This window comes from Actinoplanes sp. NPDC051388 (assembly GCF_055586225.1).
The window spans coordinates 174,484-198,480 of record NZ_JBVJIP010000009.1; the positions used below are offsets into that span (position 1 = coordinate 174,484).

Genomic DNA, 23,997 nt, shown 5'->3' on the forward strand with positions numbered 1-23,997 from the left:
CCTGTCGATGCGTGGCATCACGAAGACCTTCCCCGGGGTGAAGGCTCTTCAAGATGTCACGCTGGACGTGGAGCGTGGCGAGATCCACGCGATCTGCGGAGAGAACGGCGCGGGCAAGTCCACGCTGATGAAGGTGCTCTCCGGGGTGTACCCGCACGGCTCGTACGAGGGGGAGATCTCATTCGACGGCGAGCCGTGCCGGTTCACCGGCATCCGGGACAGCGAGCACCGCGGCATCGTCATCATCCACCAGGAGCTGGCGCTCGCCTCGAACCTCTCGATCGCGGAGAACATCTTCCTCGGCAACGAGCAGTCCAAGCGCGGCATGATCGACTGGAACCGCACCAACCAGGCGGCGGGGCAGTTGCTCCGCCGCGTGGGGCTGACGGACAGCCCGGTCACCCCGGTGGTCGACCTCGGGGTCGGCAAGCAGCAGCTCGTGGAGATCGCCAAGGCGCTCTCCAAGGAGGTCAAGCTGCTGATCCTGGACGAGCCCACGGCCGCGCTCAACGACGAGGACTCGGCGCACCTGCTCGACCTCATCCGCGGGCTGCGTGACGAGGGCATCACCTGCGTGATCATCTCGCACAAGCTGAACGAGGTGCTGGCCATCGCGGATCGGGTCACGATCCTGCGCGACGGCCGCACCATCACCACGCTCGACATGGCCGCCGGCGACGTCACCGAGGACCGGATCATCTCCGGCATGGTGGGCCGCGACCTCGATCACCGGTTCCCGCCCCGGGAGCCGCGGATCGGCGACGAGGTGATGCGGATCGAGGACTGGACCGTGCACAGCCCCACCCAGCACGGCCGGGTCCTGGTCCGCGGCGCCAACCTGTCGCTGCGGCGGGGCGAGATCGTCGGGCTGGCCGGGCTGATGGGCGCCGGGCGCACCGAGCTCGCGATGAGCGTGTTCGGCCGGGCCTACGGCACCGGCATCTCGGGCCGGATCATCAAGGACGGCCGCGAGATCCACCTGCGCTCGGTGAGTGATGCGATCAAACACGGCATCGCGTACGCCACGGAGGACCGCAAGCGCTACGGCCTCAACCTGATCGAGGACATCAAGCGCAACGTGTCCGCCGCCGGCCTGCGCAAGCTCGCCAAGAGCGGATGGGTGGACGAGAATCGCGAATATCAGGTCGCCGAGGAGTACCGCCAGTCGATGAACATCAAGGCGCCCAGCGTCGCGAGCATCACCGGCAAGCTCTCCGGCGGCAATCAGCAGAAGGTCGTGCTGTCCAAGTGGATCTTCACGAACCCCGATGTGCTGATTCTCGACGAGCCGACCCGAGGCATCGACGTCGGCGCCAAATACGAGATCTATACGATCATCAACCGGCTCGCGGACGAGGGCAAAGCGGTGCTGCTCATCTCGTCCGAGCTGCCCGAGCTGCTCGGGCTGTGCGACCGGATCTACACGTTGTCGGCCGGCCGGATCACCGGTGAGGTGCCCCGGGCGGACGCGACCCAGGAGGGCCTGATGACGCTCATGACCGCAGGGCAGGTGCAATGACCAGCGTCGCACCCACCAATGCCGACCTCGCGGTCGACCCGATCCCGGAGGGCAGGGCTCCCGGGCCACGCCGCTTCTCGCTGAACCTGCGGCAGAGCGGCATCTACATCGCGTTCGCCCTGATCGTGCTGCTGTTCACGGTGCTCACCGGCGGTGACCTGCTGGCGCCGCAGAACATCAGCAACATCATCGTGCAGAACTCGTACATCCTGATCCTGGCGATCGGGATGATCCTGGTGATCATCGCCGGGCACATCGACCTGTCGGTGGGCTCGGTGGTCGCGGCCTGCGGCGCGCTGTCCGCGGTGCTGATGGTCAACAACGGGATGCCGTGGCCGCTCGCGCTGCTCATCACGCTGATCGCCGGTGGGCTGATCGGCGCGTGGCAGGGCTACTGGGTGGCCTACTTCGGCATCCCGGCGTTCATCGTGACGCTGGCCGGCATGCTGCTGTTCCGGGCGATCACCCTGACCATCCTGGGCAACCGGGGCATCGGGCCGTTCCCCGACGAGGTCCGGACGCTCTCCAACGGCTTCACGGAGGGTTATCTGGGCAACATCGGGCTCGGCGCGCTGGGCGGGGCCGACCTGTTCAGCATCCTGATCGGGATCGCCGCGGTGGCCGCGATCGTGGTCACCCAGTGGCGCGCCCGGGCCGCCCGGCTGCGCTATGAGCAGGCGGTCGAGCCGTTCCCGCTGTTCGTCATGAAGATCGCCCTGGCCGCGGTCGTGCTGATGTTCGTGATCGTGCAGCTGGCCCGGTTCAAGAACCTGCCGTGGGTGCTGGTGCTGCTCGCGGCGCTGGTCATCGCCTATTCGGTGCTGACCAACCGGGCCGTGTTCGGCCGGCAGATCTACGCCGTCGGCGGCAACCTGCAGGCCGCCACGCTGTCCGGCGTGAAGGTCAAGTCGGTGATCTTCTGGATCTTCGTGAACATGGGTGTGCTGGCCGCGCTGGCCGGCGTCATCTTCGCGGGCCGGCTCAACCAGGCCAACCCGACCGCCGGCGACCAGTTCGAGCTGGACGCCATCGCGGCCGCGTTCATCGGCGGCGCCGCGGTGCAGGGCGGCGTCGGCAAGGTGGTCGGCGCGATCACCGGCGGCCTGATCATGGGCGTGATCAACAACGGCATGAGCCTGATCGGCGCGCAGTCCGAGACGGTCCTGTTCGTCAAGGGCGCGGTGCTGCTCACCGCGGTCGCGTTCGACGTGTGGACGAAGCGGCGGGCGGGCGCCGCCCGCTGATCACTCAGCGGGCAGCGGCCAGTCCGAAGGAGGATGGGGCGATGGACGGGAACACGCCGTCCAGCGCCCCGAATCCGCAGCGCTTCTGCAGGATCTCGCCGATCACCGCGCGGTAGTCGGTGGTCGCGGCCAGGTCGCCGTCGGCCAGTGCGCCCGGCGCCAGGGTCGGCCACGCGGCATAGACCTTGCCGCCCTTCACTCCGCCGCCCAGCAGCAGCATCGCGTTGCCGTGGCCGTGGTCGACGCCCTTCGAACCGTTCTCCGCCACCCGGCGGCCGAACTCGCTGATCGTCACCAGGGTCACGTTCTTCATGCCGTCCGGGCCGAGGTCCGCGGCGAAGGCGGCGAGCGCCTCCGAGGTGGCGTAGAGGTTGTCGAACATCCGGGCGCCCTTGACGGCGTTGCCCAGGCCCTCGTGCATGTCCCAGTCGCCGGAGTCCACCGCGGCGGCGGCCAGGCCGACCTTCGCCTTGATCAGGCGGGCCACGTCGCGCAGGGCGGTGCCGAGCGGGGTCGCCGGATAGACGGCGCCGTTGGCCGGGGTGTAGGCGACGCCGCGCAGGCCGGTTGCGGCGGTCAGGGCGTTGTCCGCGGCCACGGCGGGGGCGGCCAGCAGGGGCGGCGCGTCCGCGTACATCTTGCGCAGTGCCGCGGCCATCGGCCGCTTTGTGCTCTCGCCTGCCAGCGTGAACTTGTCCAGCGAGGCCATGGCGACGTCGTTCGCCGGGCCGCCGAAGAGCCGGCTCGGCATGGCGTTGCCGAGCGACACCCCGCCGAGCGGCGCGGTCACACCGGTGCCGCCGAGCATCCGGTCCAGCCAGCCGGTGCGCACCGAGGTGCCGGCCGCGGCGCGTTCCATCTCCTCCATCGCGGCGAAGTGCGACCGGGTCGGGTCCGGCTGACCGACCGCGTGCACCGCGGCCAGATGCCCGGCGTTCCACAGTGGCAGCAGCGGGGACAGCGCCGGGTGCAGCCCGAACGTGCCGTCGCCCGCGATCACCTGGCTCTTCGGCAGGGCGATGCTGGGCCGGGCCCTGTAGTAGTCGGGGTCGCCGATCGGGGCGATCGCGGACAGCCCGTCGAAGCCGCCGCGCAGCGACAGCACCACCAGGGTGTCGCCGGCGTAACCCTCGGCGGCGAACGCCATCTGGGTGGACAGGCCCTCGCCGGCCAGCCCGGCCAGCACGGCGCCACCGCCGACCGCCAGCGTGCGGCCCAGCAGGCCGCGCCGGCTCAGCGACTTGATCTCGTCACAACCGCTGGTTTCCATCACGATCACCTCAGGGAGAACGTCGGCGCGTCGAGGACCAACGCGATCAGGTACGGAGCATGGCCCGCGAGCGACTTGTCGGTGCTGCTCAGAGAACTCGTCGGCAGCTTGCCCGCGACGCTGAGCACGGCGGCCGTGTGCGCGGCCGGCAGCTTGGTGCCGACGAGACGCACGGCCAGCGCGTCGACCAGTGCGCCGTACGTGGCGGGCAGCACGGGCACCAGTGACTTGAGCAGGTCGGCGGGGCGGACGAGCTGGCTGGGGTACCAGCCGGCGGCCAGGTTCAGGTGGCTGTTGCAGCGCATCAGGAACGCCGACGGGGAGGCCCAGGCGGCGGCCACGTCCGGGAAGCCGTTCGGCGGCGCCCAGCGCAGCGGCGCGTTCCCGGCGTCGACCAGGATGTTGTAGAGCGCGTCCAGCGACTTCACGCCGTCCTTCTCCGGGGTCAGGCCCAGCGTCCGCACGGTGGCGGCGAGGTCCTCGAACGGCGTCCGCTGCTTCTGGCCCACCGACGCGGCGAACTCCGGCGAGGTGAACAGGGCCCGCAGCATCGGCGCGATCGCGGTGCCGTTGTCCAGGTAGACCTGCGCCAGCTTGGCGACCAGGGTGGCCGGCGCCTCGTCGGCCACGAACCGCAGGCACATCCGGGTGGCCAGGCGGGTCGCCGTGGCCGGGTGCCTGGCCAGGTGATCGAGGAACGCCAGGGACGCCGCCTCGCCACCCTCGGCGGTCGCGTTGGCGTGCTGGAAGCCGAGGATGCTCACCGCGCCGGTGGCGTGCTTCGACGACGTGTACGCGTACTGTCCGGCGCTGTTGACCGTCATCCCGCTGAGCAGCCGCGCGGCCGCCTTCACGTCCGCCTCGCTGTAGATCATCCCGACGGTGTGCAGCTCCATCAGCTCGCGGGCGTAGTTCTCGTTCGGTTGCGCCTTGGTGGACGAACGGTTGTCCAGGTAGGTCAGCATCGCCGGGTGCTTCGCGGACGCCTTGAGCATGTCGGCGAAGGTGCCGAACGCGTGCTTGCGGATCACCTTCTGGTCGTAGTCGGCGCGGCTGTCCCAGACACCGGAGGACGGCGCCGCGATGTGCAGCACGTTGGAGAAGAAGTTGACCGTCGACTCGAACAGCTGCCGGTTGCTCCAGATCGCCCGCGCCACGGTGGCCCGGCCGAGCTGCTGGAACGACTCGTACGAGTGCACCTTGAGCGTGGCCCGCACGGTCGCGATGTCCGCGCCGGCCATCGGCAGCTTGGCCAGCACGCCGTCGCAGACGGAGTCGGCGATCGCCGCCGGCTTGAGCTGCTGCTCGAGCCAGCCGGCCACGCCGAGCTTGGTGGCCTCGGCGAGGGTGGCCGGGGTGGCGCCGAAGGTGGCCCGCCGCAGCAGGTGCGCGATCTGGTCGTCGTGCAGCAGGTTGGCCGGCCCGGCGGCGTAGGCGGCTTCGCTGTTCCCGGTGCCCAGTGCGATGCCGCCGGCGGCGGCAGCGGCGGTGGCGAGAACGGTCCGGCGCGAGGTCTTCGGCATCTGCATGCCAGCACGTTCGACCGGCGCTGAGCAGCGAATCGCGGTTCCGTGATGAGGCAACCGATGCGCAATCCGTGGGCACCCGTTCCGGGCACGGCACGCCGGACGTACGCTCGGTGGTGTGGATCACATGGAAGCGGTACGCACCCCCGCATCATGGGTCGTCGTCGGTCTGGACAACGGCGGGACCTGCAACAACGCCACCGTCCTCGACGCCACGGGACAGTTCCTCGTCGATCACCTGGTGGAGAACCCGAGCCTGGTGACCGACGGGCCGGAGTCCGCGGTCGAGCAACTGGCCGAGGCGCTCGGCGGCATCCTCACGATGACCAGCACCCCGCGCACCCTGGTGCGCGCGGTCGGGCTGGACACACCGGGCCCGGCCAGCGCCGACGGCGTGATCTCGTCCAAGGGCTCGACGAACTTCAACCAGGTCTCCTGGCACGGCTTCGATATCCGCGGCGCCCTGGAGGCGCGCATCGGCCTGCCGGTGATCTACAACAACGACGCGAACGCGGCCGCGCTCTACGCGCACCACCGGCACTTCGGCGCGGACGCCCTGGACCGCGGCTCGGTCTCCGCGATCGTCGGCACCGGGCTGGGCGGCGGCGTGGTCGAGGCCGGCAAGGTGGTCGGCGGCGCCGCCGGGATGGCCGGCGAGCTGGGCCACGTGCAGATCCCGCTGCACGGCGTGCTCGAGGACGGCCAGCCGGTGCCGCAATGCAACTGCGGCTTCGAGGGCGACGTGGAGAGCATCGCGTCGCTGACCGGCATCAAGAAGAACCTGCTGCCGTTCTGGCTGACGAAGTTCCCGGACCACCCGCTCGCCCAGGTGCCGCTGGGGAAGGCGGCCAAGCTGCTGCGCGGCTACGGCGAGAAGGAGGACCCGCTGGCGCTGGCCGTGTTCGGGCAGCAGGCGAGGGCGATCGGCAAGCTGTTCACCATCGCTGCGAACTTCACCGACCCGCACGCGTACTTCCTGGGCGGCGGCGTGGTCGAAGCCGCGCCGCACTTCCGGCAGTGGTTCCTCAACACCGTGCGCGAGCACACCGACCTGCGCCAGGAGCAGGCCGCCGCGGCGAAGTTCGCGCTGGTCCCCGACCTGGACATGGCCGGGGCCAGAGGCGCCGCGGTGGCCGCCCTGGAGAAGGTGCGCGCGGGCTAATCTTTCAGCGCGGTCTCGACGTCCGGGTGCAGCGACAGATACTCGGTCAGCCCGAGCGTGTCGAGCAGCCGCCGGAGAAACCCGGTCGGCGCCGCCAGCCGCACCCACCCGCCGCGCTCCATCGCGCGGCCGTGGGCGGTGACCAGCACCCCGACACCCATCGAGTCGCAGAAGTCGAGCCCCGACAGGTCCACGACGACCCGGGGCGCGGGCCGTTCGACAAGCCGGGCGAGGTTCGCCTTGAGCGCGGGCGCGGTGTCGATGTCGAGTGAGCCGCGCAGTGTCAGAACGGCCGTGTTCGGTGGATGGTGCGCGACCGAGACCTGCATGGCGGTGTCGCTTTCGATGGTGCGGACGGGGGACAGTGGGTCGCAGGGTCAACGGCTGGTTAACAGCCTATGCGAGCAATCCTCGCGCGCCGAAGCCCGACCTTGATCGACGTTCCACCGAACGCGCGAGTAACCTTGCTCGACGTGACCGACAAAGGTGATCTCGTCGAAGACTTCGAGCTGGCGGACCAGGACGGCAAGCCGCGTCGCCTCACCGAGCTCCTGAAGGACGGCCCGGTGGTGCTGTTCTTCTACCCCGCCGCCATGACCAGCGGTTGCACGGCAGAGAGCTGCTATTTCCGCGACCTGGCGACGGAGTTCCGCGAGGCCGGCGCCCAGCGCGTCGGCATCAGCCGCGACTCGGTCGCCAAGCAGCGCCAGTTCTCCGACCTCAACAACTTCGACTACCCCCTGCTCTCGGACCCCGACGGCGCGGTGGCCAAGTCCCTGGGCGTGCGCCGCAAGCTGCCATTGGGCCCGCTGAGCACCCGCCGGATGACCTTCGTGATCGACACGGACCGCCGAGTCCTGGACGTCATCCACAGCGAGTCCAACATGCAGGAACACGCCAACCAGGCGCTTCTCACCCTCCAGGCCAGAACTTCCTGAAGATCGAATTCCGGTCGTAGCGGGGTGGGTGGTGCGGACCGCAGCTCACGCCGAGGTGCCGGGCGACCACATCAAGGCCGCTGCGCGTCCAAGGCAATGCGCCCACCCGGCCACGCCCGTGCCCACTCCCGCCCGAAACGCGGCGGAACCAGTCAGACTCGGCCGTTAGTTTTCCCTTTGCGTGACGGCCGCCTCCCGGTTGCGCTCAACCAATCGGGTGGTTGGGTGATCCTCGCCCAAGACTTCGCGGCAGTCGGAGAGGGCTTGGTCGAACAGCCGGATTGCCTGGTCCAGCTCGCCGGCCGACTGATAGACGCTGGCGAGGTTGTTGGCCGAGACCAGGGTGTGCGGATGGTCGTCGCCGAGGACGCGGCAGCGATTGGTGAAATTCAGCTCCTACTGCGCGCCGGATCGCCGGTTCGTCGTCCTCGAGGGCGTGGACCAGGGCGCGCGGGATTGCCTCGGGGGCATACCAGGCCAGGACGCCGCGCGCGGCCAACCCGGTCAGCAGGGTCACGGCCGCGGGTGGGTCGAGCACGTCCAGCCGCAGCGGCCGGATCTGGCCGGGCCATCCGGTCGCTCGGCGGCTGGTGACCAGCACCCGGCCCGTCCGGTCGCGGCCGGCACCACTGTGGCGTTGGCGATCCGCTGCTGCAGGTCGCGTCCGCGCCGATGGAGATGATGCCCGCGTTGTCGTGACCGATCTGGACGGTCGCCGACTCGGTGTCGGGTGCGACCGGGACCGGATCGGAAGGAGACGTCGGCTTATGACGCCAAGGCGGCGGGGTCACTTCTGCTGGGTGTCTGCCGCGTTGTCGCCGGTCGAGATGATTCCGCTGTTGTCACCGCCGATCGCGAGCGACCGCGTGCCCAAGGCAGTCACCCCAGCGGATGACGCCGGCGGGGAAGCCGGCGGCGGCCCGGCCGCCGGGCGCGACAGCAGAATCGCCGCGACAGCGACCACCAGGCCCGCCACACCGGCCAGCCAGCTCGCGACTTCGACGCCCTGCAACCCGAACAGCCACGCCGCCACCGCCAGCCCGGCGGCCACCACCACTCCCAGCGCGATGATCACCCAGCGTTGCTTGCGCATCACGGCATCATCGACCGCCGGCGCAACCGGAGTCCCACCGGTGTCAGACCTCGTTGCGCCACTTGCGGCCGCTTCGGCCGATCAGGCGGTCGGCGTCCGTCGGGCCCCACGACGCCGCCTCGTACGTCGGGATCGGGGACTGGTCGTTGCCCCAGTGCTCGATGATCGGGTCGACGATGCGCCAGCACTGCTCGACCTCGTCGGTGCGGATGAACAGCGTCGGGTCGCCCAGCAGCGCGTCCAGAAGCAGACGCTCGTACGCCTCCGGAGACTCCTCGCGGAACGTCTTGTCGTACGAGAAATCCATGCTCGCCGTGCGCACCCGGAAGGAGTGACCGGGCACCTTGGCGCCGAAGCGCAGCGAGATGCCTTCATTGGGCTGGATCCGCAGGATCAGCGCGTCCGCCTCGAGATCGGTCAGCTGTGTCGTCGGGATCGGCAGGTGCGGCGGCCGCTGGAACTGCAGCGCGACCTCGGTCAGGCGGGCGGGCAGCCGCTTGCCGGTGCGCACATAGAACGGCACTCCGGCCCAGCGCCAGTTGTCCACGTTCAGCCGCATCGCGGCATAGGTCTCGGTGCGCGAGAGCGGGTCGACGCCGGTCTCGTCGCGGTAGCCCGCCATCAGGTCCTCGCGGGTGCCGCCGCGGGTGTATTGGCCGCGCACCGCCAGCTCGGCGATGTCCCGGTTGCTGGGCAGCCGGATCGCCTGGAGCAGCTTCACCTTCTCGTTGCGCAGGCCCTCGGCGTCGAACGACGCGGGCGGCTCCATCAGGGCCAGCGCGAGCACCTGCAGCACGTGGTTCTGCACGATGTCGCGCATCGCGCCGGCGTGCTCGTAGAAGCCGCCGCGGGTGCCGACGCCCAGCGTCTCGGCCACGGTGATCTGCACGTGGTCGACCCAGGAGCGGTTCCAGATGGGCTGGAAGATCGCGTTGGCGAAGCGCAGCGCCAGCACGTTCTGCACGGTGTCCTTGCCCAGGTAGTGATCAATTCTGAACACCTGGTGCTCGTCGAACGCGGCGTGCACGATGCCGTCCAGCTCATGGGCGGTGGCCAGATTCTTCCCGTACGGCTTCTCGATCACCAGCCGCGCGAAGGACCCCTCCTTGGCTTGGTTGAGTCCGGCCAGCGCCAGCCCGTTGATCACCGGCTCGAAGGCCTCGGCGGGCGTCGACAGATAGAAGATCCGGTTGCCGGCCGTGCCCCGGGTCGCGTCGAGCTCGTCGAGCACCTCGCCGAGCCGTTTGTAGGTCTCCGGGTTGTCGTAACCACCCGACACATAGCGGATGCCGCCCAGCAGCTGCGTCTTGTCGGCCAGGCTCTTGCCACCGAGCGCGCTCTTGCCGAACTCCTCGTCGGTCATCGGCGTGCGGGCCACGCCGACCAGGGCGAACTCACCGGGCAGGCGGTTGTGGCGGGCGAGGCTCTCGACGGCCGGCAGCAGCTTGCGCCGGGTCAGGTCACCGGAGGCTCCGAAGATCACCAGAGTGGCGGGTGGGGCGCTGCGCTCCTGCGTGAGCTGAGGGGCGGTGTCCATGGCTGTTGATCGTCCTCCGGCCGGTTGAAGCGTCTGACTGAACCTTACGCAGCGATCGACCTGCACGGTTCAGGCCCGTCCTTGGAATGCGACCAGGCCCATAGCCGCAAAAGTGGCATATTGGGGTGTAACGCCGAGGGAAGCATAGGGAGCATCACGTGAAGTACCGGTTGGTCACCCGCAGCGACTTCGACGGCCTCGTCTGCGCCGTGCTGCTGCGCGTCCTGGACATGATCGACGACATCACCTTCGTGCACCCCAAGGACGTCCAGGATGGGAACGTCGATATAACCGACCGTGACATCCTCACGAACCTGCCGTTCGACCCACGCGCTCACCTCGTGTTCGACCACCACCACTCGGAGACGCTGCGTAACAAGGCCGGGCTGGCGAACCACGTCATCGACGCCGACGCGCCATCCGCCGCGCGGGTCATCTACACCCACTTCGGTGGCCGGGAGCGGTTCCCGGAGATCTCCGACGACCTGATGCGGGCGGTGGACCAGGCCGACTCGGCGGACTACTCGCTGGACGACATCCTGCGTCCCGAGGGCTGGACCCTGCTCAACTTCCTGATGGACAGCCGCACCGGGCTGGGCCGCTTCCGCGAGTTCCGGATCTCCAACTACCAGCTGATGATGCTGCTGATCGACGCCTGCATCCACCACCAGGACGTGCAGGACATCCTGGCGCTGCCGGATGTGGCCGAGCGCGCCGACCTCTACCGGGACTGCTCGGCGATGTTCGTCGAGCAGCTGCACCGGATCAGCCACGTCGAAGGCGATGTGGTGGTGGTCGACCTGCGCGACGAGGAGACCATCCACGCCGGCAACCGGTTCATGATCTACGCGCTGTTCCCCGAGGCCCGGGTGTCGGTGCACATCATCTGGGGGCGGCAGAAGCTCAACACCGTATTCGCCTGCGGCAAGTCGATCCTCGACCGCACCTCGCCGGTGGACATCGGCGAGGTGATGCTGCGCTACGGCGGCGGCGGGCACGTGGCGGCCGGCACCTGCCAGGTCAGCCACGAGGAATCGGGCCGGGTCGAGCGCGAGATCATCACCGCCCTGCAGACCCTGCGAAACGTGTCCGTCAGCTGAGAAAGCCCCCTGAGGAAGCCACCTGCGGAAGCCCACCTGACGAAGCTCAGCTCGGGAAGACATGCCTCGGGGCGGGAAGCCGAACCTTCCCGCCCCGAGGGCTGCGAGTCGTGGGCCTTGCCCTGGGCCCCACCCGCCGGTCGTGTCCCGCGCCCCACGCGCATTGCACGACACACCCGCACCCACCTGTGCGGGGAGCTTCAGTTGTCCCGATAACTCCAGGACGTCACCCGCGGCGCGCCCGCGGCGACCGGTTCCTTGTCTTCGTCGGTCTCCGCATCTGAGGATTCCGCGGCCTCGTCGGAGGCCTCGGCCTCGACGGGCCGCCGGCGGATCATCAGGTACGCGGCCGCGACGAGCGCCAGCCCGGCGAGCACCCACCCGGCGATGGACCAGAATCCCGGCCCGTCATCGGTCTGCTCGGCCAGCGCGGCGAGCATGGCCGCGTCCTCGGCGCCGGTGTCCGTGCCGGTGGCGCCGGTCCCGCCGCCGTGGTGGCCGGTGGCCGCGCCCGCCTCGGCCGGGGTCAGCGTCAGCGTCGCCGAGGGCAGTGCCGGTCCGGTGCCGGACGCGTACGTCGCCTCCATGCCGAACGTGATCGAACTGGTCAGTGGCAGCGGCCCGAGCGCCACGGCCAGATCGGCCGCCCGGCCCGGGGGCAGTGCCTTGCCCGGCATCGCGATCCAGGTGATCGCGCCCGCCGTCTCGGTCACCGGCGTGCCGTTGTGGATGCTGGTCAGTGGGGTGGCCAGCTTCAGCGGGGTGATCTGCGGCGCCCAGTCGTCCACCGACAGCGGATAGACCTCGGCGATCGCGTTCTGCGGCGGGATCACGAGCTTCACCTTGGTGATCGCGCTCTGCCCGGTGTTGGTGACGGTGAAGTGGACGTTCTGCCCGCTGCCCTGGGGCGCGCTCGGCGGGTCGACCTTGACGTCCGCCAGGGCCGGGCAGGCCATGGTGAGAACGCCTGCCACGGTGGTGGCGGCCAGCACGCCCGCTCGGCGGGTGGTGATGAGGTTTCGGCTCACGAGGGGTAGTTCGGATCTCGGTCGCGGAAGGTTCAACGCCGTTCGCATTTCTTTTTTCCGGTACGGGAGGATGGCTGTCATGCGCGACGTGGCAATCGACGGAGACATGATCAGGCTCGGACAGTTCGTCAAGCTCGCCGACCTGGTGGACACCGGCGGCGAGGGCAAGATCCTGATCACCTCCGGGGACGTGCTCGTCAACGGCGAGGTCGATGTGCGCCGCGGCCGTCAGCTGCATCGGGGCGACGTGGTGGACGTCCGCGGCCGGACCGCGCGGGTGGTCTGAACGCGTCGAAGAACGTCAATGGATCATTTAGACATCCATTGACGCAGACCGTTGACACGCTCTGGATCACAGGCATGTACTGATGACCGGTGTGTTACCGAGTCCTCAACGGCCGGTGACGATGATGTCCGCCACGCTGGGGAGGCTTCATGTCTCGTGCACGCGTCCGCGCGGTTCTCGCCGCGGCCACCACCCTGATCCTGATCGTCACCTCCGGCTGCGCCGGGTGGGGTGGCGGCGGGGGCGGATCGGACAACCCGAACAGCATCGACGTGCTGATGGTCAACAACCCGCAGATGATCGACCTGCAGCGGCTGACCACGGACAACTTCACCCGCGAGACCGGCATCCAGGTGAACTTCACCGTGCTGCCGGAGAACGACGTCCGCGACAAGATCAGCCAGGAGTTCTCCAGCCAGGCCGGGCAGTACGACGTGGCCTCGCTGTCCAACTTCGAGATCCCGATCTACGCCAAGTCGAAGTGGATCGCGCCGCTGGACGACTACATCGCCGCGGACACCGCCTTCAACCAGGCCGACATCCTGCCGCCGATGACCCAGTCGCTGACCGCGGACGACGGCAAGGTCTACGGCGAGCCGTTCTACGGCGAGTCCTCGTTCCTGATGTACCGCAAGGACGTGCTGGACGCGCAGGGCATCCAGATGCCGGCCGCGCCGACCTGGACCCAGGTCGCGGACATCGCGGCGCAGGTGGACGGCAAGCAACCCGGGATGGCCGGCATCTGCCTGCGCGGGCAGCCCGGCTGGGGCCAGGTGTTCGCCCCGCTCACCACGGTGGTCAACACGTTCGGCGGCACCTGGTTCGACGAGGACTGGACCCCGCGGGTGAACGCCCCCGAGTTCAAGGCCGCCACCGAGTTCTACGTCAACCTGGTGCGCGAGCACGGCGAGGTCGGCGCACCCCAGGCCGGCTTCACCGAGTGCCTGAACAACCTGGTCCAGGGCAACGCCGCGATGTGGTACGACGCGACCAGCGCGGCCGGCTCGCTGGAGGCCGACGACTCCCCGGTCAAGGGCAAGATGGGCTACGTCGCCGCGCCGGTGATGCAGACCAAGAGTGCCGGCTGGCTGTACGCCTGGTCGTGGAGCATCCAGCAGGCCAGCGAGAAGAAGGACAACGCCTGGAAGTTCATCTCCTGGGCGTCCAGCAAGGAATACGAGGAACTGGTCGGCCAGCAGGTCGGCTGGTCCAGCGTGCCGGCCGGCAAGCGCGCCTCGACCTATGAGAACCAGGACTATCTGAAGGTCGCGTCCGCGTTCGCCGAGCCCACCGAGGCGGCCATCTCCAGCGCCGACCCGCGCAACCCGGGCGTGCAGCCGCGGCCCGCGATCGGCATCCAGTTCGTCGACATCCCCGAGTTCACCGACCTGGGCACCCAGGTCTCCCAGTACGTCAGCTCGGCGATCGCCGGCCAGATGAGCGTCGACGAGGCTCTGGATCGCGGTCAACGCCTCGCCGAGGACGTCGCGGAACGCTACAAGTCGCGCGAGCAAGGCTGAGAGGGGCCGGACATGACATCCGTGGCCGAGAAGACCGAGGTCGGCGCCGCCGAATCCCCCCGACCCCAGGGCGCCGCCCGCCGCGCGTCCGCCTGGGCCCGCCGCGCGCCGCTGCTGCCCGCCCTGATCTTCATGATCGTCGTGACCCAGCTGCCGTTCGTCGCCACGCTGGTCATCTCGTTCATGGACTGGAACGCGTACTACCCGGAGGAGCGGGGCTTCGCCGGGTTCGACAACTTCGCCCGGGTCTTCACCGACGTGAACATGCGCGACGCGGTGTGGACCACGATCCTGCTGACCGTGGGCGTGGTGCTGGTCAGCCTGCTGCTCGGGCTGGGCATCGCGCTGCTGCTGGACCGTAAGTTCCGCGGCCGGGGCGCGGTGCGGACCATGATCATCGCGCCGTTCCTGGTGGTGCCGGTGGCCGCCGCGCTGCTCTGGAAGCACGCGCTCTACAACCCGGAGTACGGCCTGTTCAACGGCGCGCTCACCTGGATCTGGGGGATCTTCGGCGCGGACCCGCCGCAGCCCGACTGGATCAGCAACATGCCGCTCTGGTCGGTGATCTTCGCGCTGGTCTGGCAGTGGACCCCGTTCATGATGCTGATCCTGCTGGCCGGTCTGCAGGGGCGGCCGCTGGACGTGATCGAGGCGGCCCGCATCGACGGCGCCAGCAGCTGGCAGATCTTCCGCAGCATGACCCTCCCGCACCTGCGGCAATACCTGGAGCTGGGTGCGCTGCTCGGCTCGATCTACATCGTGCAGAACTTCGACGCCGTCTTCACGATCACCTCCGGCGGGCTCGGCACGGCGAACCTGCCGTACACGATCTACACGATCTTCTACAACGCCCACGACTACGGGCGCGCCTCGGCCGCCGCGGTGGTCGTCGTGATCGGCACGATCATCATCGCGACGTTCGCGCTGCGGACCGTCTCGTCGCTGTTCAAGGAGGACTCGGGCCGATGAGCACAGTTGCGACGACGGCGCCGGCGGACGCCGTACCCAAGAAGAAGGACCGCGGCGGGGCGTGGCTGAGCCTGCTCGCCTGGGTGGTCGGCATCCTGTTCGTGCTGCCGGTGGTGTGGATGGTGCTGACCTCGTTCCACAGCGAGGCCGACGCCGCGACCAACCCGCCCGCCGTGTTCGTGCCGATCACACTGGAGGGCTACCGGGAGTTCTTCACCGGCGGCGCGAGCCCGTGGCCGCCGCTGCTCAACTCGCTGACCGCCAGCGTCCTGTCCACCGCGCTGGTGCTGATCCTCTCCATCCCGGCGGCCTACGCGCTGTCCATCAAGCCGGTCAAGAAGTGGACCGACACGCTGTTCTTCTTCCTGTCCACCAAGATGCTGCCGGTCGTGGCCGGCCTGCTGCCGCTGTATCTGTTCGCGCAGAACACCGGCCTGCTGGACAACATCTGGCTGCTGATCGTCTTCTACACCTCGATGAACCTGCCGATCGCGGTGTGGATGATGCGCTCGTTCCTCTCCGAGGTGCCGGTGGAGATGCTCGAGGCGGCGCAGATGGACGGCGCCAACCTGGTCAAGACGATGCGCTCGGTGATCGCGCCCGTGGTCATGCCCGGCATCGCCGCGACCGCGCTGATCTGCTTCATCTTCAGCTGGAACGAGCTGCTCTTCGCCCGGGTGCTGACCGCCACCGTGGCGGAGACCGCGCCGGTCTTCCTGACCAGCTTCGTGACGAGCCAGGGCCTGTTCCTGGCGCAACTGTGCGCGGCCGCGTTCGTGGTCTCGCTGCCGGTGCTGGTGGCCGGGTTCGCCGCCCAGGACAAGCTCGTCCAGGGCCTCTCCCTCGGTTCGGTGAAATAAGATCCACCTCATGACCAGCATGAACGGCGTTCGCCTGCCCGGAAACAGCACCGTCGAGCACATCGCGAAGGAGGTGCCGGAGCCGGGGTCCGGGCAGGTGCTGCTGGCTATGAAGGCGTCGTCGATCTGTGGCAGCGACATCCGGGCGATCTACCGGGAACACCTCGGGCACGGGCCGGAGGCCTATCAGAACGTGGTGGCCGGGCACGAGCCGGCCGGCCAGGTGGTCGCCGTCGGCCCGGACTGCAAACGCCTGCGGGTGGGGGACCGGGTCGCGGTCTACCACATCTCCGGCTGCGGCGTCTGCGACGAGTGCCGCGGCGGATACCTGATCGGCTGCACCTCGCCGCACCGCGCCGCGTACGGCTGGCAGCGCGACGGCGGCCACGCGGAATACCTGCTGGCCGAGGAGCGCACCTGCCTGCCGCTGCCGGACGAGCTGTCGTTCCTGGACGGCGCGCTGGTGTCCTGCGGGTTCGGCACCGCTTATCAGGCGCTGCTCCGGCTGGCCGTCTCCGGGCGGGACACGCTGCTGGTCACCGGCCTGGGACCGGTCGGACTGGCGGCCGGCATGCTGGGCCGGGCACTCGGCGCGGGCCCGATCATCGGCACCGACATCTCGCCCGAGCGGCTGGCCATCGCCGGGCGCCTGGGCCTGGTCGACCACGCCGTGATGGCGGACGCGGACGCGGCCGGCCGGATCGCCGAGCTCACCGGCGGCCAGGGCTGCGAGGCGACCGTGGACTGCTCGGGCAGCGCCCCGGCCCGCCTGCTCGCGCTGCGCAGCACCCGCACGTGGGGGCGGTGCGCGTTCGTGGGGGAGGGCGGCGAGGTCACCCTGGACGTGTCGCAGGAGCTGATCCACCGGCAGATCACCCTGCACGGCTCCTGGGTCACCTCGCTGCGCAACATGTCCGAGCTGCTGCAAAATCTGGTGCGCTGGCAGCTGCGCCCGGACGTCACCGTCACCGATCGCTTCTCGCTGGCCGAGGCGGGTGCGGCATACCAGCTGGCGGACGCCGGGACGTCCGGAAAAGTCGCGATTGTTTTCGACTGACCCGGAACCCCGCCATGGTCACGATCGTCGTACCGGTCATGACCGTTCGCCGCAGTCTGTGGGTGTCCTTCGCCGCCCTGATGATCGTCTCCGCCTGTGCCCGCACCGCCGACGATCCCGACGTGAACTCTCCGATGCCCGCCGCAGCCGGGCCCGGCGGAGGCGAACTGGCGTTGCGACTGAGTCAGGAGGGCGGCTTCGTGCCGCCGGACCGGATCGTCGGCCGGCTCCCGGAGATCAGCGTCTACCGGGACGGCCGGGTCATCACCGAGGGGCCGCAGATCGCCATCTATCCCGGCCCGGCCCTGCCCAATCTGCAGGTCACCCGGGTCGACGAGGCCAAGGTGCTCGACCTGGTCCAGCAGGCCCGCTCGGCCGGGGTGAGCGGCAACGCCGACTTCGGGCAGCCCAGCGTGGCGGACGCGCCGAACACCCGGATCGACGCCTACGTCGACGGTCAGATGTACAGCGCCAGCGTGGCCGCCCTGGGTGAGGCGACGCCGGACGACCCGCGGCTGACCCCGGCCCAGCGTGAAGCGCGGGCCAAGCTGGTGAAGTTCGCCGAGGGGCTGCGGGCGCTCGGCGGCGGCGCGCAGTCCACCGCCTATCGGCCGGAGCGGGTGGCGGCGCTGGCCCAGCCCTATTCGGCGCCGGACGACGGACTGCCCTCGCAGCCGCCCGCGGCGGCCTGGCCCGGGCCGGCCCTGCCGGGGGACAATCTCAACCCGAACGTGCCGATCGGCTGCGTCACCGCGGAGGGCGCCGAGGCGGTCAAGCTCCTCGACGTCGCCGCCAGGGCGAGCCAGAACACGCCCTGGACCTCCGGCGGCAAACAGTGGACCGTGACGTTCCGACCGCTGCTGCCGGACGAAACCGGCTGTGCCGACCTGAAGAGGGCGCGATGATGCCGATCGGGGATCCGTTCGACCCGGACGAGGTACTGCCCCGGAGCACGCAGGGTGACGAGTCCGGAAACGGCGACGGGCCGGGACGGATCACTCCCGCCCCGGCCCGGCCGGCCTGCCGTCCGATCACTGCACGCCGAGCAGGTCCACCACGAAGATGAGGGTCTCGCCCGGCTTGATCACGCCGCCCGCACCGCGCGAGCCGTAGCCCAGGTCCGGCGGGACGGTCAGCTTGCGGCGGCCGCCGACGCGCATGCCGGCCACGCCCTTGTCCCAGCCGGCGATGACCTGGCCACCGCCGAGCGGGAACTGGAACGGCTCGCCGCGGTTGTAGGAAGCGTCGAACTCCTTGCCGGACGAGTGTGCGACACCCACGTAGTGCACGCTGACGTACCGGCCGTCCTTGGCCTCGTCGCCGTCACCCACGGTGATGTCCTCGATCACGAGCTCGGCGGGCGGCTCACCGGTGATCGGGCCGACGTCGGGCTTGTCCATGCGTCCTCCTGTTGTCGATTACGCAAGCCATGCAATCACAGCCGCCCAGGATTTCCGGCATTACCACCCGGGCCGGTGAACGACCGGCGTGCTGCGTGCGTACCCCCGGGCATGTCCGTCGTCACCCGCATCGGCGCGCTCGCGGCAGCCACCGGCCTCACCGCCCTGGCCGCGCTCGCGCCCGCCCTGCCCGCCTCCGCACACGGCGCCACCACCCAGCCGATCAGCCGGACCGCCGCCTGCAAGGCGGGCGGCGCGGACGCCGACTCCGCTGCCTGCAAGGCGGCGCGGAAGGCGAACGGCGGACCCTTTGGCAGCTTCGACAACCTGCGCGTGCCGAACGTCAACGGCCGGGACCGCGAGCTGATCCCGGACGGCGAGCTGTGCAGCGGCGGGCTGGACGCCTACGACGGGCTGAACGTCGCCCGGGACGACTGGCCGGCCACGAAAGTGGACGCGGGGGAGACGCTCGCCGTGCGGTATGCGACGACGATCCCGCATCAGGGCACGTTCCGGCTCTATCTGACCACCCAGGGCTACGACCCCGGGAAGAAGCTGCGCTGGGACGATCTGGCCGACAAGGCGATCCTGGTGGACAAGGATCCGCCGCTGCGGGACGGCGCCTATCGGATGACCGCGAAGTTGCCCAACGACCGCAGCGGGCGGCACGTGCTCTTCGTGGTCTGGGAGAACTCCTCGACGCCGGACACCTACTACTCGTGCTCGGATCTGGTCATCGCCGCGCCGGCCGTGCGGAAGGCCGCGGCGGCGCCGACCAAGAAGGCGAAGCCGGCCGCGACGAAGAAGGCCGAGCCGTCGCCGGCCGCCGAGGAACCGGCTGCCGAGAAGACGATCAATGCCGCGCCGGTCGCGGCTCCGCAAACCGCCGAGCAGGACGCTGACCTGGGACGGCACATCATGGTCGGCGCCCTGCTGGTGCTGGCGGCGGTAACGGGCACCCTCGGGGTCCTCCGGCTACGTCGCGGACGGCGTACTCAGCAAATTCCCAGGCGACCGCAGAACCGTTGAACCACAACGCTTCGGGCTTCGTACTGATGGGCGTCGACGACGTAGGCCACGCCCCTTCCCAACCGAAAGGCCGAGCATGAGTCGTGCACAGTACGGCAGCCGGACCGGCACCCGCCTGTCCCGCCGCCGGGTTCTCACCGTCGCCGCCACCGTGGGGGTCGGCGCCTCAGTTGCCGGTGTAGCCGGGCTGAGCATCGCCGGTGAGAAAGAGGGCAGCGACGGCGACGGTCAGCCTCTGGTGATCTCCCTGCGTGACGCGAAGAAGGGCACGTTCGACGTGTTCTCCGGCGGATCGCGGCTCACCCTGACCGACCGCAAGCTGGCCGCGCAGCTGCTCAAGGTCGCCAAGCGCGGCTGAGCCCGCGGCCCCTTTCCCCTTCTCCCCCCAAAGGACCCCCCAACGTGTCTTCCCATCGTGAAGCGCCGGAGATCAGCAAGGATCCGGTGGCGGACAGCTCCGACCTGTACGCGTTCGTCAGCCCCGACGACCCGGACACCGTGACGCTGATCGCCAATTACGTCCCGCTGCAGTTGCCCGCCAGCGGACCGAACTTCTTCGAGTTCGGCGACGACGTGCTCTATGAGATCCACATCGACTCCAACGGTGACGCCCGGCCGGACCTCACGTACCAGTTCCGGTTCCGCACCGAGCTGCGCAACGACAAGACCTTCCTCTACAACACCGGCCCGATCGAGTCGCTGGACAGTGAGAACTGGAACCGGCGGCAGTTCTTCTCGGTGACCAAAGTGGACGCACACGGCAAGCACACTGTGCTGGCCGAGAAGCTGCCGTGCCCGCCCTGCAACGTCGGCACTCTGTCCATCGCCGACTACGAGGGCCTGGCCGAGGACGCGGTGCACAAGCTCAAGTCCGGCGAGAAGGTGTTCGCCGGCCAGCGCGCCGACGCGTTCTTCGTGGACCTCGGCTCGATCTTCGACCTCGGCACGCTGCGCCCCTTCCAGAACGCGCACCTGGTCGGGCAGAAGCTGTTCAACTATGCCGGCAAGGCGGTGAACGCGACCGACAAGACCAATGTGCACTCGATCGCGCTGCAGGTCCCGCTGCACATGGTCCGCAAGGACGGCAAGAAGAAGGTGCGCGGGCGCGACGCCGGCGCCGTGATCGGCGTGTGGACCTCGGCCAGCCGCCGGCAGGTGCAGGTGCGCCAGGGCGGCAAGGACCACGACGACGTGTACGTGGGCCCGCAGACCCAGGTCTCCCGCCTCGGCAACCCGCTGTTCAACGAGGTCATCGTGCCGATGGCGCAGAAGGACCTGTTCAACAGCCTGCCGCCGAGCGAGGACAAGCGGTTCGCCGAGTTCGTCGCCACCCCGGAGCTGGGCGGGCTGCTGCCGGTGCTCTACCCCGGAGTGTTCGACAAGCTGGCCGAGCTGAACAAGGCCGGCGAGCCCCGCGCGGACCTGCTGGCGATCCTGCTCACCGGCATCCCGGACGGTCTGATCGAGGACTTCCAGAACAACACCGGCGAGGTCCAGGCGGACATGCTGCGGCTGAACACCGCGATCCCGCCGTCCAAGAAGGAGAATCCCTTCGGGTTGCTCGGCGCGGACCTGGCCGGCTTCCCGAACGGGCGCCGGATCGCCGACGACGTGGTCTCGATCTCGCTGCGCGCCATCGCCGGGGTCACCGTGCCGCTGGTCAACGCCGAGTTCGAGCCGGACGAGGCGGCCGCCCTGGTGGAGCAGGGGCTGAGCATCAAGGACGTCAGCGCCGACCTGCTGGACAAGTTCCCCTATCTGCCGACGCCGTTCGACGGGTTCAACAACCCGACGCCTCCGAAGAAGGAGTAGCCCAATAATGACCGTGGGCGTGCACCACCACCACACAATGGCCCCAAGCGGCCAGGGCACCGTCGTGCTGAACATCGGCGGCGACATCGGCGCCATGATCATCCACACGCCGGGCAGCCTGCACGGGCACGAGATCGAGGTCAGCCCGGTCGACGACCCGACGATCCGCACGCACGCCGCGGTCCGGGCCCGCTATGTGCGCGGCGGGGTGCGGTGGAGCGTGGTCATCGAGAGCCTGCCGGCCGGCCGGTACTCGGTCTGGCGGGACCCGGTGACGGTGCTCGACGAGGTCGAGGTGTCCGGGGGCGCGGTGACCGAATATGAATGGCCCATCGCGGTGGCTGCCTGAGCGTCACACCGGTACTACAGTCGGCTGATGGCGTCCTCTGACGACGATGCCGGCGTGCCCTTACGCACGTCGTTACGGACCACCGACCTGGAAGAGGCCGGTCGGTTCTGCCGCCGCTTGTTCTACGAGAGCGTCCGGGTCCGCCCGCTCGGGGCGGACCGGACGCTCGATTTCGTTGCGGACGGCATCCGCCTGGGTCCGCTGACCGTCGGCGAGGTCCGGTACGGCAGGGACGTCTACGTCACCGCCAACGATCTGGAGACCGCCTATCACGTGCTCGCCCCGCTCACCGGCGCGGTGCAGTCCCGCCAGCTCGGGCACGTGGTGGCCGCCGATCCGTCCTGCGCGGTGGTGCTGCAGCCGGTCGGCGAGGTCGAACTGACCTGGTCGGGGGACTGCCGGCTGCTCAGCGTCAAGGTGGACCGGGCGGTGCTGGAGCGCGAGGTGGACGCCGCCCTGGACCGGCAGGTGGCGTCCCCGATGCCGCTGGGCGCGAGCTTCCCCACCGGCAGTGGCGCCGGGCGCAGCTGGGCCGCGCTGGTGCGGCTGATGCTCGAGGAGATGCGCGGCAAGGAAAGCCTGATCGACCACCCGCACATGGCCCGGATCTGGCAGGACCTGCTGATCAGCGGGCTGGCGCTGACGGTCGAGCACCCCTATTCGAACGAGCCGGCGGCGCGCCGCCCGCGCACCGTGAAACGCACCCTCGACGCGATGCACGCCGAGCCCGGGCACCAGTTCACCGCCGCCGAGCTGGCCGGGATTGCCGGGGTCGGGGTGCGGGTGCTGCAGGAGTCGTTCAAGCAGCACCTGGGCATGTCGCCGCTGACCTATCTGCGCCGGCTGCGGCTGGACGGGGTGCACCACGAGCTGACCCGCGCGGATCCGTGGCAGGTGAGCGTCAGCGAGGTGGCCGCCCGGTGGGGATTCACCCACCTCGGGCGGTTCGCGGGCGCGTACCGGTCGCGTTTCGGGGTCTCGCCCTCGCAGACCCTGCGCGATCGACGCTAGCTAGAGCTCCACCTGCTGGCCCTTGCCGATGACCACCACGCCGTTGTCGGACACCGTGTAGAACTTGCGGTCGCGATCGAGGTCGACGCCGATCTGGGCGCCCTCGGGCACGATCACGTTCTTGTCCAGGATGGCGTTCTTGATCACTGCGCGGCGGCCCACCTGGACGCCCTCCATCAGCACCGAGCCCTCGACGTGCGCCCACGAGTTGACCCGCACGTTGGGGGAGATCACCGACCGCTCGACCAGGGCGCCGGAGACCACCACGCCGGGGGAGATCATCGACTCGACGGCGCGGCCCTGACGGTCGTCGTACCCGTGCACGAACTTGGCCGGCGGCCAGGAGCCGTAGTTCGTGAAGATCGGCCACTCCATGTTGTAGAGGTTGAACACCGGCAGCGTGGCGATCAGGTCCATGTGGGCCTCGTAGAACGAGTCGAGCGTGCCCACGTCGCGCCAGTAGCCGCGGTCGCGCTCGGTGCTGCCCGGGACCGCGTTGTCGCGGAAGTCGTAGACGTTCGCCTCGCCCCTGGCCACCAGCATCGGGATGATGTTGCCGCCCATGTCGTGCTTGCTGTCCGGGTCCTGCGCGTCGCGGGTGACCGCCTCGCAGAGCGCCCGGGTGCTGAAGATGTAGTTGCCCATCGACGCATAGATCTCGTCCGGCGCGTCCGGCAGCCCGTCGACCTCCTTGGGCTTCTCGCGGAACGCCTTGATCTTGCGGCCGTCCTCGGCCACGTCGATCACGCCGAACTGGTCGGACATCGTCTTGGGCTGGCGGATGCCGGCCACCGTGACCGCCGCCCCCGAGGCGATGTGCTGGTCCAGCATCTGCTTCGGGTCCATCCGGTAGATGTGGTCCGCGCCGAAGACGATGACGTAGTCCGGATTCTCGTCGTTGATCAGGTTGAGGCTCTGGTAGATGGCGTCGGCCGAGCCGGCGAACCAGCGCGGGCCCAGGCGCTGCTGCGCGGGCACCGGCGTCACGTAGTTGCCGAGCAGCGTCGACATCCGCCAGGTCTTGGTGATGTGCCGGTCGAGCGAGTGGGACTTGTACTGCGTCAGCACGACGATCTTCAGGAACCCGCCGTTGGCGAGGTTCGAGAGCACGAAGTCGATCATGCGGTAGATGCCGCCGAACGGGACACCGGGCTTGGCCCGGTCGGCGGTGAGGGGCATCAGGCGCTTGCCTTCGCCACCGGCCAGAACGATCGCGAGCACCTTGACAGCCATGAAAGGACGCTAACTTTCTCGCTGCGCGAACGCCAGCCGAAAGGGCTAAGTTCA

The 23,997-nt window shown here is 69.4% G+C and carries 25 protein-coding genes; 16 read left to right on the top strand and 9 right to left on the bottom strand.

Annotated elements, in window-relative coordinates; all coding sequences use genetic code 11:
- Nucleotides 1-7 precede the first annotated feature (7 nt).
- Nucleotides 8-1,519 (top strand): multiple monosaccharide ABC transporter ATP-binding protein, encoded by a 1,512-nt coding sequence (gene mmsA / locus ACZ6TI_RS23580; protein WP_465347284.1) that lies wholly within the window; start codon nt 8-10, stop codon nt 1,517-1,519.
- Nucleotides 1,516-2,763 (top strand): multiple monosaccharide ABC transporter permease, encoded by a 1,248-nt coding sequence (gene mmsB / locus ACZ6TI_RS23585; protein ID WP_465347285.1) that lies wholly within the window; start codon nt 1,516-1,518, stop codon nt 2,761-2,763. Before mmsA ends, mmsB begins: the two co-directional genes overlap by 4 nt.
- A 4-nt stretch (nt 2,764-2,767) precedes the next feature.
- Here the strand turns inward: mmsB and ACZ6TI_RS23590 are convergent, their stop codons facing one another.
- Both ACZ6TI_RS23590 and ACZ6TI_RS23595 read right to left on the bottom strand, forming a co-directional pair.
- Nucleotides 2,768-4,033, bottom strand: a complete 1,266-nt coding sequence (locus ACZ6TI_RS23590) for a DUF1501 domain-containing protein (RefSeq protein ID WP_465347286.1) — start codon at nt 4,031-4,033, stop codon at nt 2,768-2,770.
- Nucleotides 4,034-4,038: 5 nt separating this feature from the next.
- Nucleotides 4,039-5,562, bottom strand: coding sequence for a DUF1800 domain-containing protein (locus tag ACZ6TI_RS23595; protein ID WP_465347287.1), 1,524 nt, complete (start codon nt 5,560-5,562; stop codon nt 4,039-4,041).
- Nucleotides 5,563-5,686: 124 nt separating this feature from the next.
- On the opposite strand from ACZ6TI_RS23595, the gene ACZ6TI_RS23600 reads away from it, so the two are divergent.
- Nucleotides 5,687-6,721 (top strand): ROK family protein, encoded by a 1,035-nt coding sequence (locus tag ACZ6TI_RS23600; protein ID WP_465347454.1) that lies wholly within the window; start codon nt 5,687-5,689, stop codon nt 6,719-6,721.
- Here ACZ6TI_RS23600 and ACZ6TI_RS23605 read toward each other — a convergent pair.
- The gene (locus tag ACZ6TI_RS23605) at nt 6,718-7,050 is read right to left on the bottom strand and encodes an STAS domain-containing protein (RefSeq protein ID WP_465347288.1); all 333 of its coding nucleotides are present in this window, start codon (nt 7,048-7,050) and stop codon (nt 6,718-6,720) included. The two genes, ACZ6TI_RS23600 and ACZ6TI_RS23605, sit on opposite strands and share 4 nt — an antisense overlap.
- A 144-nt stretch (nt 7,051-7,194) precedes the next feature.
- Between ACZ6TI_RS23605 and ACZ6TI_RS23610 the strand changes: the two genes are divergently transcribed.
- Nucleotides 7,195-7,659 carry a peroxiredoxin gene (locus tag ACZ6TI_RS23610; RefSeq protein WP_465347289.1) on the top strand — a complete coding sequence of 155 codons (465 nt, stop codon included), beginning with the start codon at nt 7,195-7,197 and terminating at the stop codon, nt 7,657-7,659.
- A gap of 165 nt (nt 7,660-7,824) precedes the next feature.
- Here the strand turns inward: ACZ6TI_RS23610 and ACZ6TI_RS23615 are convergent, their stop codons facing one another.
- The 3 genes from ACZ6TI_RS23615 to zwf all read right to left on the bottom strand — a co-directional run bounded on the left by ACZ6TI_RS23615 (nt 7,825) and on the right by zwf (nt 10,289).
- Nucleotides 7,825-8,052, bottom strand: coding sequence for a tetratricopeptide repeat protein (locus ACZ6TI_RS23615; RefSeq protein WP_465347455.1), 228 nt, complete (start codon nt 8,050-8,052; stop codon nt 7,825-7,827).
- Nucleotides 8,053-8,446: 394 nt separating this feature from the next.
- The gene (locus tag ACZ6TI_RS23620) at nt 8,447-8,734 is read right to left on the bottom strand and encodes a hypothetical protein (protein WP_465347290.1); all 288 of its coding nucleotides are present in this window, start codon (nt 8,732-8,734) and stop codon (nt 8,447-8,449) included.
- A gap of 61 nt (nt 8,735-8,795) precedes the next feature.
- Nucleotides 8,796-10,289 carry a glucose-6-phosphate dehydrogenase gene (gene zwf / locus ACZ6TI_RS23625; protein WP_465347291.1) on the bottom strand — a complete coding sequence of 498 codons (1,494 nt, stop codon included), beginning with the start codon at nt 10,287-10,289 and terminating at the stop codon, nt 8,796-8,798.
- Nucleotides 10,290-10,447: 158 nt separating this feature from the next.
- On the opposite strand from zwf, the gene ACZ6TI_RS23630 reads away from it, so the two are divergent.
- Nucleotides 10,448-11,389: an exopolyphosphatase gene (locus ACZ6TI_RS23630; protein WP_465347292.1), complete on the top strand. Its 942-nt coding sequence runs from the start codon at nt 10,448-10,450 to the stop codon at nt 11,387-11,389.
- A 200-nt stretch (nt 11,390-11,589) separates the two neighbouring features.
- On the opposite strand, the gene ACZ6TI_RS23635 is transcribed toward ACZ6TI_RS23630, so the two are convergent.
- Nucleotides 11,590-12,417: a DUF1775 domain-containing protein gene (locus ACZ6TI_RS23635; protein ID WP_465347293.1), complete on the bottom strand. Its 828-nt coding sequence runs from the start codon at nt 12,415-12,417 to the stop codon at nt 11,590-11,592.
- A gap of 79 nt (nt 12,418-12,496) precedes the next feature.
- Here ACZ6TI_RS23635 and ACZ6TI_RS23640 point away from each other — a divergent pair, with 79 nt between their 5' ends.
- From ACZ6TI_RS23640 to ACZ6TI_RS23665, 6 genes are all read left to right on the top strand, one after another.
- A complete protein-coding gene (locus tag ACZ6TI_RS23640) occupies nt 12,497-12,703 on the top strand; it encodes an RNA-binding S4 domain-containing protein (RefSeq protein ID WP_465347294.1) in 207 nt (68 codons plus the stop codon).
- A gap of 149 nt (nt 12,704-12,852) precedes the next feature.
- Complete coding sequence (locus tag ACZ6TI_RS23645) at nt 12,853-14,223, top strand: ABC transporter substrate-binding protein (RefSeq protein ID WP_465347295.1); 1,371 nt, start codon at nt 12,853-12,855, stop codon at nt 14,221-14,223.
- Between the two features lie 12 nt (nt 14,224-14,235).
- Nucleotides 14,236-15,192, top strand: a complete 957-nt coding sequence (locus tag ACZ6TI_RS23650; RefSeq protein WP_465347296.1) for a carbohydrate ABC transporter permease — start codon at nt 14,236-14,238, stop codon at nt 15,190-15,192.
- Nucleotides 15,189-16,052 carry a carbohydrate ABC transporter permease gene (locus ACZ6TI_RS23655; RefSeq protein WP_465347297.1) on the top strand — a complete coding sequence of 288 codons (864 nt, stop codon included), beginning with the start codon at nt 15,189-15,191 and terminating at the stop codon, nt 16,050-16,052. The genes ACZ6TI_RS23650 and ACZ6TI_RS23655 overlap by 4 nt, the downstream gene beginning before the upstream one ends.
- A 10-nt stretch (nt 16,053-16,062) precedes the next feature.
- A complete protein-coding gene (locus tag ACZ6TI_RS23660; protein ID WP_465347298.1) occupies nt 16,063-17,109 on the top strand; it encodes a zinc-dependent alcohol dehydrogenase family protein in 1,047 nt (348 codons plus the stop codon).
- A 38-nt stretch (nt 17,110-17,147) separates the two neighbouring features.
- Entirely contained in the window at nt 17,148-18,014 is an 867-nt protein-coding gene (locus tag ACZ6TI_RS23665) for a hypothetical protein (RefSeq protein WP_465347299.1), read from the top strand.
- Nucleotides 18,015-18,140: 126 nt separating this feature from the next.
- Here the strand turns inward: ACZ6TI_RS23665 and ACZ6TI_RS23670 are convergent, their stop codons facing one another.
- On the bottom strand, nt 18,141-18,509 hold the full coding sequence (locus ACZ6TI_RS23670; protein WP_465347300.1) for an FKBP-type peptidyl-prolyl cis-trans isomerase: 369 nt from the start codon (nt 18,507-18,509) through the stop codon (nt 18,141-18,143).
- A 111-nt stretch (nt 18,510-18,620) separates the two neighbouring features.
- Between ACZ6TI_RS23670 and ACZ6TI_RS23675 the strand changes: the two genes are divergently transcribed.
- The 5 genes from ACZ6TI_RS23675 to ACZ6TI_RS23695 all read left to right on the top strand — a co-directional run bounded on the left by ACZ6TI_RS23675 (nt 18,621) and on the right by ACZ6TI_RS23695 (nt 22,710).
- Complete coding sequence (locus ACZ6TI_RS23675) at nt 18,621-19,538, top strand: lytic polysaccharide monooxygenase (protein WP_465347301.1); 918 nt, start codon at nt 18,621-18,623, stop codon at nt 19,536-19,538.
- 76 nt (nt 19,539-19,614) lie between these two features.
- A complete protein-coding gene (locus ACZ6TI_RS23680) occupies nt 19,615-19,896 on the top strand; it encodes a hypothetical protein (RefSeq protein ID WP_465347302.1) in 282 nt (93 codons plus the stop codon).
- A 44-nt stretch (nt 19,897-19,940) separates the two neighbouring features.
- Nucleotides 19,941-21,350: a DUF4331 domain-containing protein gene (locus tag ACZ6TI_RS23685; RefSeq protein WP_465347303.1), complete on the top strand. Its 1,410-nt coding sequence runs from the start codon at nt 19,941-19,943 to the stop codon at nt 21,348-21,350.
- A 7-nt stretch (nt 21,351-21,357) separates the two neighbouring features.
- On the top strand, nt 21,358-21,699 hold the full coding sequence (locus ACZ6TI_RS23690; RefSeq protein ID WP_465347304.1) for a phospholipase: 342 nt from the start codon (nt 21,358-21,360) through the stop codon (nt 21,697-21,699).
- A gap of 27 nt (nt 21,700-21,726) precedes the next feature.
- On the top strand, nt 21,727-22,710 hold the full coding sequence (locus ACZ6TI_RS23695) for an AraC family transcriptional regulator (RefSeq protein WP_465347305.1): 984 nt from the start codon (nt 21,727-21,729) through the stop codon (nt 22,708-22,710).
- On the opposite strand, the gene glgC is transcribed toward ACZ6TI_RS23695, so the two are convergent.
- Complete coding sequence (gene glgC, locus ACZ6TI_RS23700; RefSeq protein ID WP_465347306.1) at nt 22,711-23,943, bottom strand: glucose-1-phosphate adenylyltransferase; 1,233 nt, start codon at nt 23,941-23,943, stop codon at nt 22,711-22,713.
- Between the last annotated feature and the right edge of the window lie 54 nt (nt 23,944-23,997).

Coding starts and splice junctions, on each gene's coding strand:
- mmsA (WP_465347284.1), top strand. CDS start 8: ATGCGTGGCATCACGAAGACCTTCCCCGGGGTGAAGGCTCTTCAAGAT.
- mmsB (WP_465347285.1), top strand. CDS start 1,516: ATGACCAGCGTCGCACCCACCAATGCCGACCTCGCGGTCGACCCGATC.
- ACZ6TI_RS23590 (WP_465347286.1), bottom strand. CDS start 4,033: ATGGAAACCAGCGGTTGTGACGAGATCAAGTCGCTGAGCCGGCGCGGC.
- ACZ6TI_RS23595 (WP_465347287.1), bottom strand. CDS start 5,562: ATGCAGATGCCGAAGACCTCGCGCCGGACCGTTCTCGCCACCGCCGCT.
- ACZ6TI_RS23600 (WP_465347454.1), top strand. CDS start 5,687: ATGGAAGCGGTACGCACCCCCGCATCATGGGTCGTCGTCGGTCTGGAC.
- ACZ6TI_RS23605 (WP_465347288.1), bottom strand. CDS start 7,050: ATGCAGGTCTCGGTCGCGCACCATCCACCGAACACGGCCGTTCTGACA.
- zwf (WP_465347291.1), bottom strand. CDS start 10,289: ATGGACACCGCCCCTCAGCTCACGCAGGAGCGCAGCGCCCCACCCGCC.
- ACZ6TI_RS23640 (WP_465347294.1), top strand. CDS start 12,497: ATGCGCGACGTGGCAATCGACGGAGACATGATCAGGCTCGGACAGTTC.
- ACZ6TI_RS23645 (WP_465347295.1), top strand. CDS start 12,853: ATGTCTCGTGCACGCGTCCGCGCGGTTCTCGCCGCGGCCACCACCCTG.
- ACZ6TI_RS23650 (WP_465347296.1), top strand. CDS start 14,236: ATGACATCCGTGGCCGAGAAGACCGAGGTCGGCGCCGCCGAATCCCCC.
- ACZ6TI_RS23655 (WP_465347297.1), top strand. CDS start 15,189: ATGAGCACAGTTGCGACGACGGCGCCGGCGGACGCCGTACCCAAGAAG.
- ACZ6TI_RS23660 (WP_465347298.1), top strand. CDS start 16,063: ATGACCAGCATGAACGGCGTTCGCCTGCCCGGAAACAGCACCGTCGAG.
- ACZ6TI_RS23665 (WP_465347299.1), top strand. CDS start 17,148: ATGACCGTTCGCCGCAGTCTGTGGGTGTCCTTCGCCGCCCTGATGATC.
- ACZ6TI_RS23670 (WP_465347300.1), bottom strand. CDS start 18,509: ATGGACAAGCCCGACGTCGGCCCGATCACCGGTGAGCCGCCCGCCGAG.
- ACZ6TI_RS23675 (WP_465347301.1), top strand. CDS start 18,621: ATGTCCGTCGTCACCCGCATCGGCGCGCTCGCGGCAGCCACCGGCCTC.
- ACZ6TI_RS23680 (WP_465347302.1), top strand. CDS start 19,615: ATGAGTCGTGCACAGTACGGCAGCCGGACCGGCACCCGCCTGTCCCGC.
- ACZ6TI_RS23690 (WP_465347304.1), top strand. CDS start 21,358: ATGACCGTGGGCGTGCACCACCACCACACAATGGCCCCAAGCGGCCAG.
- ACZ6TI_RS23695 (WP_465347305.1), top strand. CDS start 21,727: ATGGCGTCCTCTGACGACGATGCCGGCGTGCCCTTACGCACGTCGTTA.
- glgC (WP_465347306.1), bottom strand. CDS start 23,943: ATGGCTGTCAAGGTGCTCGCGATCGTTCTGGCCGGTGGCGAAGGCAAG.